A 17,709-nucleotide genomic window follows, 5' to 3' on the forward strand; every position below is an offset into this window, starting at 1 on the left:
ACATTTATGAGCTTATCGCCCGCGCTTGGTGCGGGAGAAATCGGATTCTTCGGTCGGATCCACCCCCGCGTCGAGAGCATCCCACAACACGCGAGCTGAATCTGGATTCTCCGCGAGGTCTTCCTCCGCATCGGCGCGACGTACCTCTGGGGTCTCGTATCGACTGTGTCCCTTGGACTCCTGACCGGGGCGCAGGATGAGGATGCCACCACCGACGACTCCCACCGCCGCCGCGAGAAGCACGAGCACGATTCCCAGCGAATGTACTTCGCCGCTGATTACTTGTGCCCAGTCCGAGATCTGTACCGGATCCGATTGCTTCTGGGTTGCCGCTCCACTGGTCAAGATGCTCTTAGCTCTAGCCAGATCCACATCATTGGTCAGCAGCTGCACTGCCCGGAAGCTGGCCGTCGCCGCCAGGGCAACAATCACCACCCCCAGCACTCGCCGGATCATAGGCTGCACCGCAATCGAGAGGATCAGCGAAGCCAGCATCGCCAGCGCAAGAGGCACTAGTGCCGGATCCCACACGGAACCCACGAGCTCCTTGGTGGAGGCGCCGGCCTTGTCGTCGTCGATGGCCACGGTCACGAACTTCAGTCGGCTCGCTCCCCACAGCCCCGCGGCGCTCAATACAACACACAGCAGGGCAATTCGCCGGATACGCTTGGCCTTCTGCGTGATGCCGTTGTCCTCTACTTTGCTGTCCTCTACTTTGCTCGCCTTGCTCACTGTCCTACCTCTGCACTCGCACTCTCGATGGTCTCTGCGGCGGCAACGGCCCGCAGCACCGCGGCGGCTTTATTGCGCGTTTCCAAATCCTCGGCTTCCGGATCTGAATCCGCGACGATTCCTCCGCCTGCCTGCACATACACCGTGCCATCCTTGTACAGCCCAGTGCGGATCGCGATGGATTGGTCCGTGTTTCCGGAGAAATCAAAATAGCCGACAGTTCCGCCGTATACTCCGCGGCGAGTGTCCTCCAGCTCATCAATAATCTTCAACGCCGAGGGCTTCGGCGCACCCGATAGCGTCCCTGCTGGGAAGGTCGCATTAAACGCATCCACTGCCGTCTGCCCCGCAGCCAACTTGCCGGACACCCCGGAGACCAAGTGCATTACCGCCGAGTAGCGCTCCACGTGACGGAAGTCGTGCACCTCCACGGTGCCGGGTTCGCTGACTTTTCCGAGGTCGTTACGTCCCAGATCCACCAGCATGAGGTGCTCCGAGTTTTCCTTTTCGTCGTTTACCAGCTCGCGTTCAAAGGCAAAGTCCTGCTCCACTGTCTCTCCGCGCGGCCTGGATCCGGCGATCGGGAACGTTGTGACATTTCCGTCACGGACTTGCACCAGCGATTCCGGGGAGGAACCGATGATGTGGAATGCTGTGGCGTCAAAATCCTCGGTAGGAACGTTGAGCAAGAACATGTACGGCGAAGGGTTCGATACGCGCAACATGCGGTAAATATCGATCGCCTCGACGTCAGTGTCCATCTCGAAGCGCTGCGACAGCACCACCTGGAACGCATCGCCGGCCTTGATATGCTCTTTCACCTTGCCGATGCGCTGACGGTGGTCGTCGTAGGTGCGCTGCCGACGGTAGTCGGGCGTGGGGTCGTTATAGGTAGTGACGCCCCCTGCTACTCCCCTAGCCAGCCGTTCCACCATGGCGTCGAGCCGATCCACTGCCTCGTCGTATGCCTCGTCCACGCGCTCATCAGAATTATCCCAGTTGATCACACTGGCAATCAGCCAAATGGTGCCCTCGTAGTGATCCACGACGGCCATATCCTCGACGAGGAGCTGCACCATATCGGGAATATTCAGATCATCGGTGCAGGTATCGGGAATGCGCTCGATATAGCGGATCATGTCATAACCCATGTACCCCACCAGGCCGCTCGTTAACGGCGGCAGGCCTGGCATCGGGGCGGTCTGCAGGTGGGCAAGGGTATTACGGATCGCGTCGAGCGGGTCGGTTCCCTCTGGAATATCTACAGGCGGCTGGCCGATCCAGCGGGCGGCACCGTCGTCCACGGAGCTCTTAGCGGTCAAAGCGCAGCGGGCGCCAGTGCCGATAAAGGAGTATCGATCCCACGACTGCCCGTGGGCGGCGGACTCCAGCAGGAAAGTGCCGGGGCGTCCATCGGCGAGCTTACGATAAGCCGACAGTGCAGTTTCTCCATCGGCAAGCACCTTGCGTACAACGGGCACCACGCGGTGGTCAGCGGCGAGCCTGCGGAATGTCTCACGGCTCGTCAGGTCGCCGGTGGCTCGGCTGGAAGTGTTGTCACCCATGCCAAACATGTTAGGCCAAGCGGTCGGCGTCGAAACAAGTGCGGTCACCGGTATGGCATGCAGCGCCGGTCTGCTCGACTTTCAGCAGCACCGTATCGCCGTCGCAGTCCAGGCGTACTTCTTCGACGCGCTGGGTGTGGCCGCTTGTTTCGCCTTTGATCCAATAGGATTGGCGCGATCGGGACCAATAGGTGCCTTTGTGGGTGGCTAGGGTGTGTGCCAGGGCGTGGTCATTCATCCACGCCATCATCAGCACATCACCGTTCGTGGCATCCTGCACTATGGCGGGCACGAGACCGTCAGCGTTGAAGCGCACCCGCTCGGCAATGGCGTGGTCTAGTTCAAAGGTTGCCGGGTCGGTGCTGCTCACAGCCGCACCTCGTATCCTGCATCGGCGAGTGCCTGCTTGACCTCGCTGATTTCCACTTCGCGGAAGTGAAAGATGGAGGCGGCTAGTACGGCATCGGCCCCGGCCTCCACTGCGGGTGGGAAGTGTTCCGGGGCGCCGGCGCCACCGGAGGCGATGACGGGGATGGAAACAGCCGAACGCACGGCCTGCAGCATCTCGATGTCGAAGCCGGCCTTCGTGCCGTCGCCGTCCATGGAGTTCAGCAGGATCTCCCCCACTCCCAGTTCTTCACCTGTGCGGGCCCATTCGACAGCATCCATTCCAGCGGATTTGGTACCGCCGTGGGTGGTGACCTCAAATCCGGAGGGGTATTTGTCCACCTCATCTGGGTTCTGCACGCGCCGCGCGTCTACGGAAAGGACGATGCACTGAGCACCAAAGCGCTGTGAGAGCTCCCTGAGCAACTCGGGGCGAGCGACGGCGGAAGAGTTCACGGAGACCTTGTCGGCACCTGCGCGCAGCAATGCATCCACGTCTTCCTCGCTGCGTACTCCCCCGCCGACGGTCAGGGGAATAAACACCTGGTCTGCGGTGCGACGCACCACATCCAGCATGGTGCCGCGGCCATCCTTGGAGGCAGAGACGTCCAGGAATGTCAGTTCGTCAGCACCCAGCGAGTCATAACGCTTGGCCAGCTCGACGGGATCTCCTGCATCGCGTAGGCCCTCAAAGTTCACGCCCTTCACTACCCGGCCGTTATCTACATCTAGACAAGGGATGACGCGCACGGTGACGCTCATCGGATGCCCCCTCGGTCGCGGATCTCTTGGGCATTGCGGGCAGCGGTACCGATCGGCACGGCTTGGATGTGCTGCAGAAGGGTGGCGTGAACCTCCGGCTCACCAGCGACCAGACCAGAGACGCCCGGGCGCCAAGGATTACCTGCAAAGTCAGTGGCAATACCACCGTTTTCCTCTACGGCGAGGATGCCCGCCGCGTTGTCCCACAGGTTGGGGCTAAACGTCACCGTGCCACCAAACACTCCGGCGGCGGTGAAAGCTAGGTCGATGCCGACCGAACCGGTCACGCGCATGCGCGGGTAGGACTTACCAATTTCGTTGAGCATGTCCTGCCGGTATGAAATCGGCAGGTTTCCGCGACGCTGCGAGAGGATGGAGCCGAAACTGATCTGGGTGACACCTGGGTCGGACGGCGGCATAGCTCGCGACGGGTGCCCATCGACGAGCAGTCCGTGTCCACGACGAGCGGTGATGCGCTTGCCCAGCAGTGGCATTTCGGTCACGGAAATCATGGTCTGCCCCTGGTGTACCAGGGAGACCAGGATGCAGGCGAAGGGATTACCCACTGCGTAGTTAGCGGTGCCGTCGATAGGGTCAACCACCCAAAACGTCTCCGGCAGCTCCTGGTCGCCAGCTTCGAGGGACTTACGCCTAGGACCATCCAGGCCATCGGCCATGGCGTCGCTGGGGTTGGGCTCGGTGACGTTCTCCCCCGGGACTTCACCGGGGCGTACGGTACCGAATTCCTCGCCGTGCACGGGCAGACCGGTGTACTGGGTCAGCAGTGTACGCAACTGCCGTTCGACGGTCAGATCGGCTTCGGTAGCGAAGTCGCCAGGAGACTTAATGACCTCCGGCTCTGCACCGACTGCTGCGGTGAACGTCGTCTCGGCTTCGTCCACGGCGGCTTCAGCGATGGCCAGCAGCGACCGCGTGTCCAACTCCTCAGGGTGTACTCCGTGGAAGGCTGTCATTAGTTACCGCCTTCTCGAGCTGCCTGCAGAGCCTGCTCCAGGGTGAACTTGCCTGCGTATAGTGCCTTGCCGACGATGGCGGAGTCCACGCCCTCGTCCACGACCGCCGCCAGAGCGCGGATGTCGTCCAGGCTCGAAATTCCGCCAGAGGCGACAACTGGAGCATCGGTGGCCGCGGCCACTTCGCGCAGTAGGTCGATGTTTGGGCCGTTCAGCATGCCGTCGCGGCTGACATCGGTGACGACGAGGCGCGATACTCCCTGGGAATCCAGGCGCTCCAGTACCTCCCACAGCTCGCCTCCATCGGAGGTCCAGCCGCGGCCACGCAAGCGCCATTCACCGTCGACCTCTCGGGTATCCAGGCCAATAGCTACCTTGTCGCCATAACGAGAGATGACGGATTCGCACCACTCCGGATCTTCCAACGCTGCGGTGCCAATGTTCACTCGGCGGCAACCGGTGGACAAAGCACGCTCCAGCGATTCATCATCGCGAATGCCTCCGGAAAGCTCGACGTTCACATCTAGCTGACCGGTGACCTCCTTGAGCAGCTCAAAGTTGCTGCCTCGGCCAAAGGCTGCGTCAAGGTCCACCAGGTGAATCCACTCCGCACCCGCGTTCTGCCAGGCCAGAGCTGCCTCGATCGGCGCGCCATAGCTGGTCTCTGTGCCTGCGGCACCCTGTACCAGTCGGACGGCTTGGCCGTCGGCCACGTCAACGGCGGGTAGCAGGGTTAGAGCACGGGGGTTTTCAGTAGAAGCCATAGGAAGAATCCTAACGTGTAGAGAGGTCAGCGAAGCTCGAATCGGTCAAAGAAGTACTACTTTCAGATCTAGAGTGTTTCCACCCAATTCCGCAGCAGGTGCAGCCCCGCATCACCTGACTTCTCCGGGTGGAACTGTGTGGCCCACAGCGGACCGTTTTCCACCGCAGCAACGAAGCGGCTGCGCCCATGACGTGCCCAATGCACCAGTGGCGGTTCTGTCCGCCCGTCGGTCATGAGCTCCCACTCCTGCACGCCATAGGAATGCACAAAATAGAATCGTTCGGAATCCTTGATCCCGGCGAACATCTTCGATCCTTCAGTAGCGGGCGCTCCCAGTGCGCTCGCGGATGTACCGTCGCCCACCTCCACGGTGTTCCACCCGATGTGCGGTAGTACGTCCGCATCCAATTTTTCCACTGTGCCGGGCCACTCACCCATGCCTTCGGTATAAGCCGCGGATCCTTCGCCTGTACCTTCGGCGAACTCGTCTCCCTGTTCGAAAAGGATCTGCATGCCGACACAGATTCCCAGCACCGGGCGCCCGCCTGCCAGGCGCTGCCCAATCATGCGGTCGCCGTGGACACTGTGCAGCTGTTTCATACAGGCACTAAATGCCCCTACCCCCGGCACCAAAAGCCCGTCGGCTCGCTGGACTGTCTCCGGATCGCGGGTTACCTCAACCTCGGCGCCAGCCCTTTCTACCGCTCGCTGGGCGGAGCGTACATTTCCGCTGCCATAGTCCAAGAGGGCGACATGTGGGCGTCGAGAAGAAAGAGAAGAAGTCATAGCTAGCTAGTTTAGCCGGACTTACCTGGGCGCAATTCTCGCTTTCGGACACGGCGTAGTGTTTCGCGAACATTGCCGTGGTCGGTAAGGCGGTGACGCCCCACGATTCGGTCAAGAACAGCGATGACAAAACCCGCCAGAGCGACCGCGCCAGCAGTAATAAACGCACCCTGATACGTCAGTGCACCCGCGACGAACCCCAGCAAGACAGCACCAACACCGGTACCGCCATCGAAAGTCATGTTCCACAGCGCGGAGGCCTTGGCGGACTCGGCCCGGGGCAGGCGGTCGAACAGCATCAGCAGCGCCTCAGTCTGGTTGATACCAAAACCCACGCCGAAGAAAGCAGCCGATGCCAGCGACCACATCAGCAATAGCCCACCGCTCGGATGCACGGCCAGCATGACGGCAGCCGACCCCAAACCCACTACGCACAGCACCAAGCCGAGTGCATTCAAACGGCCCGGTTCGCCCACACGGTCGGCATACCAGCCGCTGAAAAGGCGCGAGCCGATCTGCATCAGGCCCACGATGCTCAGCGCCAAGCCAGAAATCGTGGCCGCCACGCTCGCGTCGATTTCCCCGGCGGCGGGCGCCAAGAAGGTGCTAAACCCGGCGAAGCCCACAGCAGCTGCGCCGATGGATAGACCCGGCACAGTTGCCAGCTTCCACGTCGCTGCACGCGGCGCAGCCGGGGTGTAATCCGACTGCGCGGTCGCGTTATCCGGAATATCCGCAGCCACACCGGGAGAGTTTTCGCGCTCAACCTTCGGCAGTTGCAAAGCGGCCAAAGCTCCAACGGCAGAGTAGGCCGCCGCAGCCAAGCACACGCTCACCAGGCCAAAGCTGCCATATAGCCACATTCCCAGGGGGAAGCTGATTAGCTGGGTCACACCCACCGTCGCGCCGAACACACCGGAGGAACGCCCCACCAGTCTTGGTGGAACGAGCTCCGCGATCAGCGCGGCTTCCGTCACGGTTACCGCGCCGAAGCCCACACCACGCACAGCCGCGATGGCCAGCACCGTCACTGCGGACATATCGGCGATGTACACCAGCGCCGGGAAGCCCAACAGCAAACCGGCAACAAGCATGACGGGCGAATATCCAACCGCACGCAGCAGACGCGGGGTGAAAGCCTGCGTCAGAACCGTCGCAGCCATAAATACACCGGTGGATAGACCGGCGATACCGTCCGTTCCGCCCCCATCGATCACGGCCAGGGGGATGACCGGCAGTAGCAGCGCCCAACCGCCAAACGCACAGAAGACCGAGACCAGTGTGGCTTTCAGGCCGGGAGCCTGCCACACGGAATCGATCTTTTCTAGCTCTTCAATGGTCAGCGCCTGTGGGCGCGCCACTACAGCGTTCCCTTAGTCGACGGGACTCCGCCCACGCGCGGGTCGTTCTCCACGGCGGCCCGCAGTGCACGGGCCACTGCCTTGAACTCCGCCTCCGTGATGTGGTGCGGATCGCGACCATAGAGGCAGCGCACATGCAGCGCAATACGCGAGTTCAGCGCCAGGGTCTCAAAGAAGTGCTGGTTAATGACGGTGGCGTAGTGCCCGCCGATCACCGCGCTGAGCATCTGCTCTGGCTCCCCCACGCCCACGTAGTACGGACGTCCCGATACGTCCACCGCCGCGTGTGCCAGTGTCTCGTCCATCGGGATGAAAGCATCGCCGAAGCGGCGGATTCCTGCCTTATCTCCCAATGCCTGTGCGAGCGCCTGGCCCATCACAATGGCTGTGTCTTCCACGGTGTGGTGTGCGTCGATCTCCACGTCGCCACGGGCATGCACGGTGAGATCAAAGCAGCCGTGTGCGCCGAGGGCGGTCAGCATGTGATCGAAAAACGGCACGCCGGTATCAATATCGGTCTTGCCGGTTCCGTCTAGGTTCCACTCGACCTTAATATCGGATTCTTTGGTGGCTCGCTGGGCCTTCCCGATGCGCGGAGCGGGATTCGTTGCCACAGTAGCTTTGCACCTGCCTCTCTGGTCTTGTTCTCTTGAAAGTTCTTGAAGCGTCCGTCTAATCGTCCATCATCTGCGCAGCCGCGGCAAGAAGAGCATCATTCTCTTCCGGCAGGCCGACAGTTGCGCGCAGCCAGCCGGGCACGCCAACGTCGCGGATCAGCACCTCTTGGTCCAGGAAACGCTGCCACACCGTGTGCGCGTCCCCCAGCTTGTCGAAGTTGCCGAAGAATACGAAGTTCGAGTGCGAATCGATGACGTCGTAGCCCAGTTCGCGCAAACCAGCAACCACTCGGTCGCGTTCTGCACGCAGCTTCGCCACCGTCTGCAGCGTGGCGTCGGAATGCTCGAGCGCCACCTCCGCTGCCGCCTGTGACAACGTTGCCAGGTGGTACGGCAGGCGCACCAGCATCACGGCTTCGATAAACGCCGGGTGAGCAACGAAGTAGCCCAGGCGCCCGCCCGCAAAGTCGAAGGCCTTGGACATCGTGCGGGAGACGACCAACTTCGTCGGATACTGCTCCACTAGTCCCACTGCACTCGGCTCATCGGAGAATTCCGCGTAGGCCTCATCCACGATGACGATGCCAGGGGCAGCCTGCACAATGCGCTCAATGTCGGTGAGTGGAGTGCTATTGCCAGTGGGGTTATTCGGCGTCGTAATAAAGACCACATTGGGTTGCTGTTCGGCGATGGCAGTGAGGGCCTCGTCAACATCAATGTCGAAGCGATTCTCGGCCTTTCGCTCAACGGTCACGAACTCGGTCTGTGTGCCCGCAGCCAGGATCGGGTGCATCGAGTAGCTCGGCACGAACCCCATCGCGCTGCGCCCGGGCCCACCGAATGCCTGCAGAAGTTGCTGCAGCACCTCGTTGGAACCGTTGGCCGCCCAGACCTGTTCTTTAGTGACGCCCACACCCGTCTGTTGGCTCACATAAGCCGCAAGGGCCTTACGCAATCCCACTGCGTCCCGGTCGGGATAGCGGTTCAGTTTGGTGCCGAGCTCTGCCACGCGCCGAGCGATGCCTTCGACAATCTCCGGCGACGGTGGGTAGGGATTTTCATTGGTGTTGAGTTGGTTCGCCACAGTCAGCTGCGGTGCACCATAGGCGGACTTACCGCGCAGCTCCTCGCGCAGCGGCAGGTCAGCCAGCGAAATGTTCTGTTTATTGGTATTTGCTGCGTTGTTGTTCTCAGCCATGATTCCTCACTACCTCTCAGTGCCGCCTGTGCGAGCGCTGATGGCCTCGCCGTGGGCTGGAAGTCCCTCGGACTTGGACAGCGTGATGACAGTATCCGCCACGCCGCGCAGCCCTTCCTCGTTGTAGTCGATGACGTGCACGGACTTCAGGAACGTCAGGGTAGACAGCCCCGAAGAGTGACGTGCCGTGCCGGAGGTCGGCAGTACGTGATTGGAGCCCGCAGCGTAATCGCCCAGCGGAACCGGGCTAAAACGCCCAATGAAGATCGCGCCGGCATTGGTGATTTGCGCGGCCACTGCGTGAGAATCCGCGCAGTGAATCTCCAAGTGCTCCGCCCCATATGCGTTGGCAGCGCGGATGCCCGCAGCGATATCGTCAACCAGCACCACACCGGACTGCTGGCCTTCCAGGGCTTCGGCGACACGCGCGGAGTTCTGCGTGATGTGGTAGCGCTTATTCATTTCCGCCACTACTTCATCGGCCAACTTTTCACTGTCGGTAATGAGTACAGAGGCCGCCATCGTGTCGTGCTCCGCTTGGCTAATCAAGTCGTAGGCAATCTCCACCGCATTGGCAGTGTCATCGGCCAAAACGGCAATCTCCGTGGGGCCTGCCTCGGAGTCAATGCCCACCACCGAACGACACAGTCGCTTGGCTGCGGTAACGAAAATATTGCCCGGACCGGTGACCATATCCACCGGCTCCAGCTCCTCACCACCTGCGGCTGTCGAACCATAAGCCAACAAAGCCACGGCCTGCGCGCCACCAACTGCCCAGACCTCATCCACGCCCAGCAGCTGACAAGCCGCCAGCACGGTCGGGTGCGGCCAGCCGCCCTCCTGCGGCGGGGAGGCCACTACGAGAGATTCCACCCCAGCTTCCTGAGCAGGCACAACGTTCATAATCACGCTCGACGGGTACACCGCGTTGCCGCCCGGCGCGTACAAGCCCACGCGCTGTACGGGAATGAATCGCTCCGTCACGATGCCGCCCGGCGCGACCTCCACCTGTTTATCGTCTGGGCGGATGGCGGAGTGGAAAGCACGCACCCGGTTAATGGCTTCTTTCAGCGCTGCGATGACGTCGTCATCCAACGTCCCCACGGCGGCGTCAATAACCTCGGCCGGAACCCGCACTGAATCCGGGGTTACACCGTCAAAGCGCTGCCCGATCTCCAAAGCCGCGCGAGCCCCGCCCTCGCGTACCTGCGTAACGATCGGCTGGACGGTGGGAATCACCGAATCCACGTCCGTGCCACCACGGGGAAGACGATGGCGCAGCTCAGCTGTAGTCGGGGTCTGTCCCCGCAGGTCGATCCGGCTAAAGTCCAGCTCAGCGTTAGTCATCGTGTACGCCGCATCCTTCCGAGTGATTCTTGGGAGCATTCTTATGCTGGGCTAAAGTTTACGCCATGGCCCAGACACTCCTTTCACTGCTCCAGGACAGCAGTCGCGCCGCGCATTCGGGGGCGTCTGCAGCGGCGAGCTGGCGCTTGGCCAGCGACTTCGCCAGGCAGTACTGGTTAGCCACCCCGGACGAGGTGCCGCAAGAGCTGGTGGGCGAGTTTTACAGCATGCGCGCCAGCGCGGCGGATCACCTGGGTTTCGCCGATGAGACCATCGCCGCCTTGCAGGATCTGCGCACGTGGGCGCGCAGCAACAACGACCACGCGCTGGCTCTGGAGGCCTTGGCGCTGCTTACTCACCAGGCTCTAACACAGGAAGGTCGCCCCGGCACCCTGACGGAACTGCATTCACCACAGGAAATGCTGGCGCAATTGGCCCAGGGTTTTGATGACTTCCGCCCGGATCCGGATTCCCCCACTCTCGCGGAAACTCCCGCGCTGACGCACCGGGACATTGCCCCTGCCATCGCCGCGCGCCTGACTTCCGCGGCCACGACAGGCTTCGCGGTGGCCACGAATCTTCCTAGTTCTTTTGAGGATGACGCCGAAGGCTTCGACTTTGCGAACATCTTCGCTCAACTTGTACGGAGGTTCGGGTCTAAGCCCCCTTCGGCGGCGGATCGTCAGCTGTGGTTCGCGCAGGAAGCGTGGTTCCGCGGCCGGCGGACGGAGGCTTTAGAGCGGGTAACGGCACTGATCGACAGGTTGGAAGAAGACGGCGCGACCACGGATGCGCGCACGGTTTCCCTGTACGAGGCTCATGACATGCTGGCGCATTTCGAGATGTTCCGGGCAGCGGAGGGCGAGGACGCGGATTCGCTGGCTGCTGTGGCTGAGCATTGGCAGGCCTGCGTGCGCCTGGCGCGCAAGCTGGATGCCGGAGTAATTGCCCTGCACAATGCCGGTTTGGCGGCAATGGCACTGCTAGGCGAAGGACGCGAGGGCGAGGCCTGGGAGCTTGCCAGTTCTGCCTTGGAAGGTGCAGAAGGGTGCCCACTGTCCCCCACGATCCTCAACCTGCGCTACGCCCTTGCCGAAGCTGCCTTGAACTGTGGGCTTTTCGACGAGGCCTTGGCGAATGCCCGCCTGGTGGCGGAATGGTCCGAGTTCAGCGCCGATGACGAGCGCACTATCGGTGGCTACACCATGGCACTTGTGGCTGCCAGGGAGCTTGGCCACGAAGAGGTGGCCTGGGAACTCGACAAGCGCAGGCGAGCGGCGTTGGAACGCTGGGAGGGTTAGTCCAACCCGATGTCGAGGGCACGCACACTGTGGGTCAGCCCACCCACCGCCACGGAGTCCACGCCCGCGGCTGCATAGTCAGCCACTACATCGAGAGTTAACCCGCCTGAGGATTCCAAAAGCACCTCCGGGGCTCGATTATCGCGCAACTCCACAGCCTTCTTCGTATCCTCCACGCTGAAGTTATCCAGTAGCACCTGTGGCGGATGAGGACGATCCGCACCAAGCAGGTCGGAAAGTTGCTCCAGGGTATCCACTTCGACCTCTACCCACGTGGTGGCGTCATCACCCAAAAAATCCCTTACCCGCGCATAGGCTTCGGCGGCGTTGGAGAGCTCCACGTGATTGTCCTTTACCATCACCTGATCGCCCAGGTTGTAGCGGTGCGGGTAGCCGCCGCCGTGAACGACCGCGCGCTTTTCCAGCATGCGCATTCCGGGCAGGGTCTTCCGCGAGTCACGCACCAAGCATCCGCCCGGGCTGCTAGCGGTGGCTGCGACGACATCCACCCACGCGCGTGTTTGGGTGGCAATGCCCGAAGCATGGCTCAGAATGTTCAAAAGGGTGCGTTCCAGCATGAGGATGTGCTGGATCGTCCCCTCCACTCGTGCAATGTCCGCGTCGGCATCGACCCGATCCCCATCGGCGACTAGCGGGGTGATGTCGATATGCCGGTCGGCGGCAACCTCCGCGACAATCGTCAGGGCTTCGAGTCCGCTGATCACTCCAGACTGGCGTGCTCGCATCACCTTCGTGCCCGTCGCATCGGCGGGGACGGTGGCTAGGGTACTGACATCCGCACCGTCGCCAAAGTCCTCTTCCAATGCGACCTTTGCCATGCGGAGATAAGCTGCGCGAATGCGGGAGGGGTCGGATAGTTGGGCGGGGAAAGGCAGCTCAAGGGTGGTCTCCATCGTTATTCCCCACTTCCCGGGTTACCAATGGCGATCATCCGCTCCACGGAGCGACGGGCCTTGGCGGCGGTCTGCTCGTCCACCGTTACTTCGTCCTCCCCCAAAGCCAGGCAGCGCAGTAGCGCGGCTGGGGTGATCATCTTCATATAGGTGCAGGACGCGCGGTCGTTGACGGCACGGAAATCAACGCCCGGGGCGGCCTGGCGCAATTGGTGCAGCATGCCCACCTCGGTGGCAACCAGAACCGTGGACTGGCTGGTGGACTTCGCCTGCGAGATCATGTCACCAGTGGATAGCATTTTCACCCGCTCGGATTCCACAATCCCCTCGCCTGCGAGGTAAATCGCCGAATTGGCACAACCACACTCCGGGTGGATAAACAGGTCGGCCTCCGGGTTATCGTGCGCCTGCTGGCTTAAGTCCTTCCCAGAAATACCCGCATGCACATGGCACTCGCCCGCCCACACGTGAATATTGTCCCTCCCGGTCTTACGGCGTACGTGAGCGCCGAGGAACTGATCTGGGCCGAAGAGCACTTCCTGATCCTCTGGCAAGCTCGCCACGACGTCTACTGCATTGGAACTGGTGCAGCAGATATCCGTCAACGCCTTCACATCAGCTGTGGTGTTTACGTAGCTGACGACCACAGCCTCTGGGTGCTCGGCCTTCCACTCACGCAGTTCCTCCGCTGTAAGGGAGTCGGCTAGGGAGCACCCCGCATTGGCGTCGGGAATAAGCACCGTCTTTTCCGGTGACAGGATCTTCGCAGTCTCGGCCATAAAGTGCACTCCGCAGAAAACGATCACATCAGCGTCTGTTTCCGCGGCGATACGGGATAGTGCGAGGGAATCGCCCGTGTGGTCGGCGATGTCCTGGATCTCTGGCAGCTGATAGTTGTGAGCCAGAATCAGCGCGTTCCGCTCCTTCTTCAGCCGCTGCACCTCCGCGGCCCACTCGTCAGTGGTGATGGTATCTGGCATTTCCCACCGGCCGTCTACGCGGGTGATGCTTTCTAAGATCTTGTCTAGCATTCCTGCTACGTTAGTCCCCCGCGGCCCCAGATCACTAAAGGTTTAGAAATCTTCTGGGTCGACGAAGGTCGCAGCCAACCAGTACACCACCAGCGCTAGTGCCGTGGCTACGAGCATTCCCGAACCGGGATTAGTTGCCTCTACCAGGTGAAATAGATCCCCTGGGTGCGGATCGGTAGGCAATGGATCGGCATGCAGTTTCTCTGCCAACCACGTTCCAACGGTCCAGCACGTCACCGAGCCCCAGAGCGTGACCACGCCGACCCACAGCATCATCAGCAGGCTCCTCATGCGGGTGCGAAAGGCCCACAGTCCAATTGCCAGGCCACCAAGTCCAGTCAGGGCCAAAAAATAGGCCAGGGCTTTAAACGAGGCATCCTCGGTCCCCGGGACGGTATCCGCCCCACCGTCCGCTGCCACGGTCAGTTGGGTGGTCGGGTGGATGAGCCCCCACACCAATCCCAACAGGATAAACACCACCAGCGTGACGAAAAGGACGAGTGCTGCCTCCCCGATTGGCCGAGGAATCAGCTGGTGCCGTTGTGCATTTTTTACTTTCTTCAATGTCCTAGCCCTGCGACCCCTGCGTTCCTAGGGTGTGGCAGAACTTCCATTTCGCATCCTCGCGCTTGAAGTACATGCGATTGGTGTCACTGCGCTCCCCCTCGACGATGGTGACCATCGCGTGCGCATTGTCGCCCTCGGCCATGACATCTTTGATGTCGGTGATATTCGGCGTTCTACCCGGCTGTTCGTCGAAGTTGCCCTGACCTGCGGAGTCTTTAGCCTGCTGACGTGCAGCCTCTTCGCCCCCTTGCTGGTCGATATCCGCGCGGCAGGTGTTGTCGATGGTCCAGTTCAGGTACACATCCATTGGTCGCGCGCCGTCGGACAGTCCGTGCAGCAGGTCAATGATCTGCTGTTGATCTTCCTCGCTAGCGGCCGTCTTGTACTCCGGCCCCTGCACCGGAGCCTGCGTGATTTCCCCTTCGCCGGCCTGTTCGCCTTGATTGTCCTGGGGCGCGGCGTTGTCCGCGTTATTACCCGCGTTGTCTTCTGCGTCTTCTGCGCCGTCGGATCCGCAGGCCGTCACACCGAGGGGAAGGCTCACCGCGCACAAGGCAGCCACGCATGTCTTTCGAATCTTCATGTGGCACACCCTACGGCAATCGCGTCCACTACCCTTGTACATCGTGCAGCTAAACCGCAAGAAAATCGTGAGTACCGCCGTCGACATCCTGCAGCAGTATGGCCTGGCCGATCTCACGATGCGGCGACTCGCTCGTTCCCTCGATGTCGCCCCGGGTGCGTTGTACTGGCATTTTCCCAATAAACAAGCGCTTCTGGGAGGTATCGCCGAATCAATCCTCGCGGAAGTCCCTGCCTGCCCCGGAAGCGCGGCGACGTATTGTTCTTTACTTTTTGACGCCCTCACCTCCCTGCGCGACGGGGCTGATATCACACTGGCAGCGGTGGCCAGCGGCACGTTGGAAAGGGATCTCACTTCAGAACTCGCTGCTGAGCTACAGGCTCTACAGTCCGATGTCGCCCCCTCCAGCGCCGAAGACGCAGCGAAGCTCCTGCTGCGTTTTATCTTCGGTTCTGCCTTAGAACTTCAGGCACGCCAGAACGTGCTACAGAACTTGGGGTCGCCTACGGGGAAGGCCGAATCAGAGGCGGTTTCACGGGAGGATGCGCACCGACAAGCAGTGATAGGAGTAGAAACAATACTCCGCGGTTTTAGCCGTTAGAATGGTGCCCATGACTTTCGGACTGTCAGATAAAAGTGGATTGCGTGCGCCCGGTGAGCCTCTGGTCGGTTGGCCTGGAAAGCCCTACCCACTCGGCGCCACCTTCGATGGCAACGGCACCAATTTTGCCCTATTCACCGAGGTAGCTGAATCCGTCGAACTCTGCCTTTTCGATAGCCAGGGTGCGGAAACCCGGGTGAAGATGGAAGAGGTCGACGCAGACATTTGGCACTGCTACCTCCCCGGTATCGTTCCCGGTCAGCGCTATGGCTACCGCGTTGACGGCCCGTGGGATCCGGCCAAGGGGCTGCGCTGTGACCCATCGAAACTTCTCATGGATCCCTACGGCAAGTCCTTCGATGGCGCTTTCGATGGCGATGCCTCGCTGTTCAGCTACGACATCAACGATCCGGATAACCCGGAGAAGCGCAACCAGGAAGACTCCGCTCCGCACGCAATGCGTTCAGTGGTCATCAATCCATACTTTGATTGGAACCATGACCGCCGTCCGAATATTGAGATGCACAAGACTGTCATCTACGAAACCCATGTAAAGGGCCTGACGATGACGCACCCGGATGTCCCGGAACACTTGCGCGGCACTTATGCCGGGCTGGGTCACCACTCCATCGTGGAGTACTTCAAGGATCTGGGTGTCACTGCTGTGGAGCTCATGCCGGTGCACCAGTTCGTCCACGACGATCGTCTGCGCGATATGGGACTACGCAACTACTGGGGTTACAACACCCTGGGCTTTTTCGCTCCACACCGCGACTACGCTGCCTCCCCCAGCGCTGAAGGCGCCATCGCAGAGTTCAAGCAGATGGTGCGCAGCTATCATGACGCGGGCATTGAGGTGATTTTGGATGTGGTCTACAACCACACCAGCGAGGGCAACCACATGGGCCCGACTCAGAACTTCCGCGGTATCGATAACGCCGCTTACTACCGTCTCGTCGACGGTGACGAGGCCCACTACATGGACTACACGGGCACTGGTAACTCCCTGAATGTGCGCCACCCGCACACGCTGCAGCTCATTATGGATTCGCTGCGCTACTGGGTCACGGAGATGCACATCGACGGCTTCCGTTTCGACCTGGCTTCCACTCTGGCTCGCGAGTTCCACGATGTCGATCGCCTTTCCGCTTTCTTCGACCTGGTACAGCAGGATCCGATCGTCAGCCAGGTCAAGCTCATCGCTGAGCCTTGGGATGTCGGCGAGGGTGGCTACCAGGTGGGTAACTTCCCCGCACTGTGGAACGAGTGGAACGGTAAATACCGCGATACGGTGCGGGACTTCTGGCGTGGCGAGCCTTCCACGCTGGGCGAGTTCGCTTCCCGCCTGACGGGCTCCTCGGATCTCTACACAGGCCGTCGCCCGACCGCGTCGATCAACTTCATCACCGCCCACGACGGCTTCACCCTGAACGACCTGGTCAGCTTCAACGAAAAGCACAACGATGCCAACGGTGAGGAAAATCGCGACGGTGAGAGCCACAACCGTTCTTGGAACTGTGGCGTGGAAGGCCCGACGGATGATGAGGAGATCCTGCAGCTGCGCAACAAGCAGCGTCGTAACTTCCTCACCACCCTGATGCTCTCCCAGGGCACCCCGATGCTCTCGCACGGCGATGAGATCGGCCGCACCCAGGGCGGAAATAACAACGTTTACTGCCAGGACAACGAGATTTCCTGGATGGATTGGGAGAACATGGATGAGGGGCTGCACGCATTCACGCGCTACCTCATTCACCTGCGCCAGGCGCACCCGGTTTTCCGTCGCCGCCGTTTCCTGGCCGGCGGTCCGCTGGGTCAGGATGTGGCCAAGCGCGATATCGCCTGGCTCACTCCAAATGGCGATCTGATGTCTGAATCCGATTGGAATGCGGACTTCGGCAAGTCCCTGATGGTGCACCTCAATGGCATGGCAATCGACGAGCCGGATCCGCAGGGGCGCCCTGTCGAGGACGATTCCTTTATCTTCTGCTTCAACGCCCACCACGAGCCGATCACGTTCACTCTGCCGCGGCGCCACAAGGTGATGCACGTCGAGCCCAGTGATGAGGAAAACTGGACCGTCGTCGTCGATACCGCCGAGCCGACCGGCGTGCCGGAGGAAACCCGCAGCTTCTCCGGCGGGGACACTCTGGAGATCGCTGGCCGCAGCACCGTCATTCTGCAGCGCCCGATCACCACGGAGGTCAAGCTCTAAAC

General features: G+C 61.2%; 18 protein-coding genes. 3 read left to right on the forward strand and 15 right to left on the reverse strand.

Going from position 1 to position 17,709, the window contains the following annotated elements; translation table 11 throughout:
• Positions 1–12: 12 nt before the first annotated feature.
• The 11 genes from ACUY2T_RS07130 to hisD form a co-directional block, all read right to left on the reverse strand.
• Positions 13–732, reverse strand: coding sequence for a TIGR02234 family membrane protein (locus ACUY2T_RS07130; RefSeq protein ID WP_448308076.1), 720 nt, complete (start codon positions 730–732; stop codon positions 13–15).
• Positions 729–2,306, reverse strand: coding sequence for an anthranilate synthase component I (locus ACUY2T_RS07135; protein ID WP_448308129.1), 1,578 nt, complete (start codon positions 2,304–2,306; stop codon positions 729–731). Before ACUY2T_RS07135 ends, ACUY2T_RS07130 begins: the two co-directional genes overlap by 4 nt.
• A 1-nt stretch (position 2,307) precedes the next feature.
• Complete coding sequence (gene hisI / locus ACUY2T_RS07140; RefSeq protein ID WP_293791284.1) at positions 2,308–2,667, reverse strand: phosphoribosyl-AMP cyclohydrolase; 360 nt, start codon at positions 2,665–2,667, stop codon at positions 2,308–2,310.
• Positions 2,664–3,446 (reverse strand): imidazole glycerol phosphate synthase subunit HisF, encoded by a 783-nt coding sequence (hisF, locus tag ACUY2T_RS07145; protein ID WP_448308077.1) that lies wholly within the window; start codon positions 3,444–3,446, stop codon positions 2,664–2,666. The genes hisI and hisF overlap by 4 nt, the downstream gene beginning before the upstream one ends.
• Positions 3,443–4,420 (reverse strand): inositol monophosphatase family protein, encoded by a 978-nt coding sequence (locus tag ACUY2T_RS07150; protein WP_434816956.1) that lies wholly within the window; start codon positions 4,418–4,420, stop codon positions 3,443–3,445. Before ACUY2T_RS07150 ends, hisF begins: the two co-directional genes overlap by 4 nt.
• Positions 4,420–5,184, reverse strand: a complete 765-nt coding sequence (gene priA / locus ACUY2T_RS07155; protein ID WP_448308078.1) for a bifunctional 1-(5-phosphoribosyl)-5-((5-phosphoribosylamino)methylideneamino)imidazole-4-carboxamide isomerase/phosphoribosylanthranilate isomerase PriA — start codon at positions 5,182–5,184, stop codon at positions 4,420–4,422. The genes ACUY2T_RS07150 and priA overlap by 1 nt, the downstream gene beginning before the upstream one ends.
• A gap of 68 nt (positions 5,185–5,252) precedes the next feature.
• Entirely contained in the window at positions 5,253–5,972 is a 720-nt protein-coding gene (gene hisH / locus ACUY2T_RS07160; protein ID WP_448308079.1) for an imidazole glycerol phosphate synthase subunit HisH, read from the reverse strand.
• Between the two features lie 11 nt (positions 5,973–5,983).
• Positions 5,984–7,333, reverse strand: a complete 1,350-nt coding sequence (locus ACUY2T_RS07165; RefSeq protein ID WP_448308080.1) for an MFS transporter — start codon at positions 7,331–7,333, stop codon at positions 5,984–5,986.
• Positions 7,333–7,947, reverse strand: a complete 615-nt coding sequence (gene hisB / locus ACUY2T_RS07170; protein WP_293791291.1) for an imidazoleglycerol-phosphate dehydratase HisB — start codon at positions 7,945–7,947, stop codon at positions 7,333–7,335. The genes ACUY2T_RS07165 and hisB overlap by 1 nt, the downstream gene beginning before the upstream one ends.
• Before the next feature lie 58 nt (positions 7,948–8,005).
• Positions 8,006–9,148 carry a histidinol-phosphate transaminase gene (locus tag ACUY2T_RS07175; RefSeq protein ID WP_448308081.1) on the reverse strand — a complete coding sequence of 381 codons (1,143 nt, stop codon included), beginning with the start codon at positions 9,146–9,148 and terminating at the stop codon, positions 8,006–8,008.
• A 9-nt stretch (positions 9,149–9,157) separates the two neighbouring features.
• On the reverse strand, positions 9,158–10,495 hold the full coding sequence (gene hisD / locus ACUY2T_RS07180) for a histidinol dehydrogenase (RefSeq protein ID WP_293791293.1): 1,338 nt from the start codon (positions 10,493–10,495) through the stop codon (positions 9,158–9,160).
• A 65-nt stretch (positions 10,496–10,560) separates the two neighbouring features.
• On the opposite strand from hisD, the gene ACUY2T_RS07185 reads away from it, so the two are divergent.
• Positions 10,561–11,796: a hypothetical protein gene (locus ACUY2T_RS07185; protein ID WP_448308082.1), complete on the forward strand. Its 1,236-nt coding sequence runs from the start codon at positions 10,561–10,563 to the stop codon at positions 11,794–11,796.
• Here the strand turns inward: ACUY2T_RS07185 and nadC are convergent.
• From nadC to ACUY2T_RS07205, 4 genes are all read right to left on the reverse strand, one after another.
• Entirely contained in the window at positions 11,793–12,710 is a 918-nt protein-coding gene (gene nadC / locus ACUY2T_RS07190) for a carboxylating nicotinate-nucleotide diphosphorylase (protein ID WP_448308083.1), read from the reverse strand. The genes ACUY2T_RS07185 and nadC overlap by 4 nt on opposite strands.
• A gap of 2 nt (positions 12,711–12,712) precedes the next feature.
• Complete coding sequence (nadA, locus tag ACUY2T_RS07195) at positions 12,713–13,690, reverse strand: quinolinate synthase NadA (RefSeq protein ID WP_448308130.1); 978 nt, start codon at positions 13,688–13,690, stop codon at positions 12,713–12,715.
• Between the two features lie 93 nt (positions 13,691–13,783).
• The gene (locus ACUY2T_RS07200) at positions 13,784–14,305 is read right to left on the reverse strand and encodes a hypothetical protein (RefSeq protein ID WP_448308084.1); all 522 of its coding nucleotides are present in this window, start codon (positions 14,303–14,305) and stop codon (positions 13,784–13,786) included.
• Positions 14,306–14,309: 4 nt separating this feature from the next.
• Positions 14,310–14,891, reverse strand: a complete 582-nt coding sequence (locus ACUY2T_RS07205; RefSeq protein ID WP_448308085.1) for a hypothetical protein — start codon at positions 14,889–14,891, stop codon at positions 14,310–14,312.
• 43 nt (positions 14,892–14,934) lie between these two features.
• Here ACUY2T_RS07205 and ACUY2T_RS07210 point away from each other — a divergent pair, with 43 nt between their 5' ends.
• Both ACUY2T_RS07210 and glgX read left to right on the forward strand, forming a co-directional pair.
• Positions 14,935–15,492 (forward strand): TetR family transcriptional regulator, encoded by a 558-nt coding sequence (locus ACUY2T_RS07210; RefSeq protein ID WP_448308086.1) that lies wholly within the window; start codon positions 14,935–14,937, stop codon positions 15,490–15,492.
• A gap of 10 nt (positions 15,493–15,502) precedes the next feature.
• Positions 15,503–17,707, forward strand: coding sequence for a glycogen debranching protein GlgX (gene glgX / locus ACUY2T_RS07215; RefSeq protein ID WP_448308087.1), 2,205 nt, complete (start codon positions 15,503–15,505; stop codon positions 17,705–17,707).
• The last annotated feature ends 2 nt before the right edge of the window (positions 17,708–17,709 follow it).

This window comes from Corynebacterium sp. 22-2729 (genome assembly GCF_053479475.1).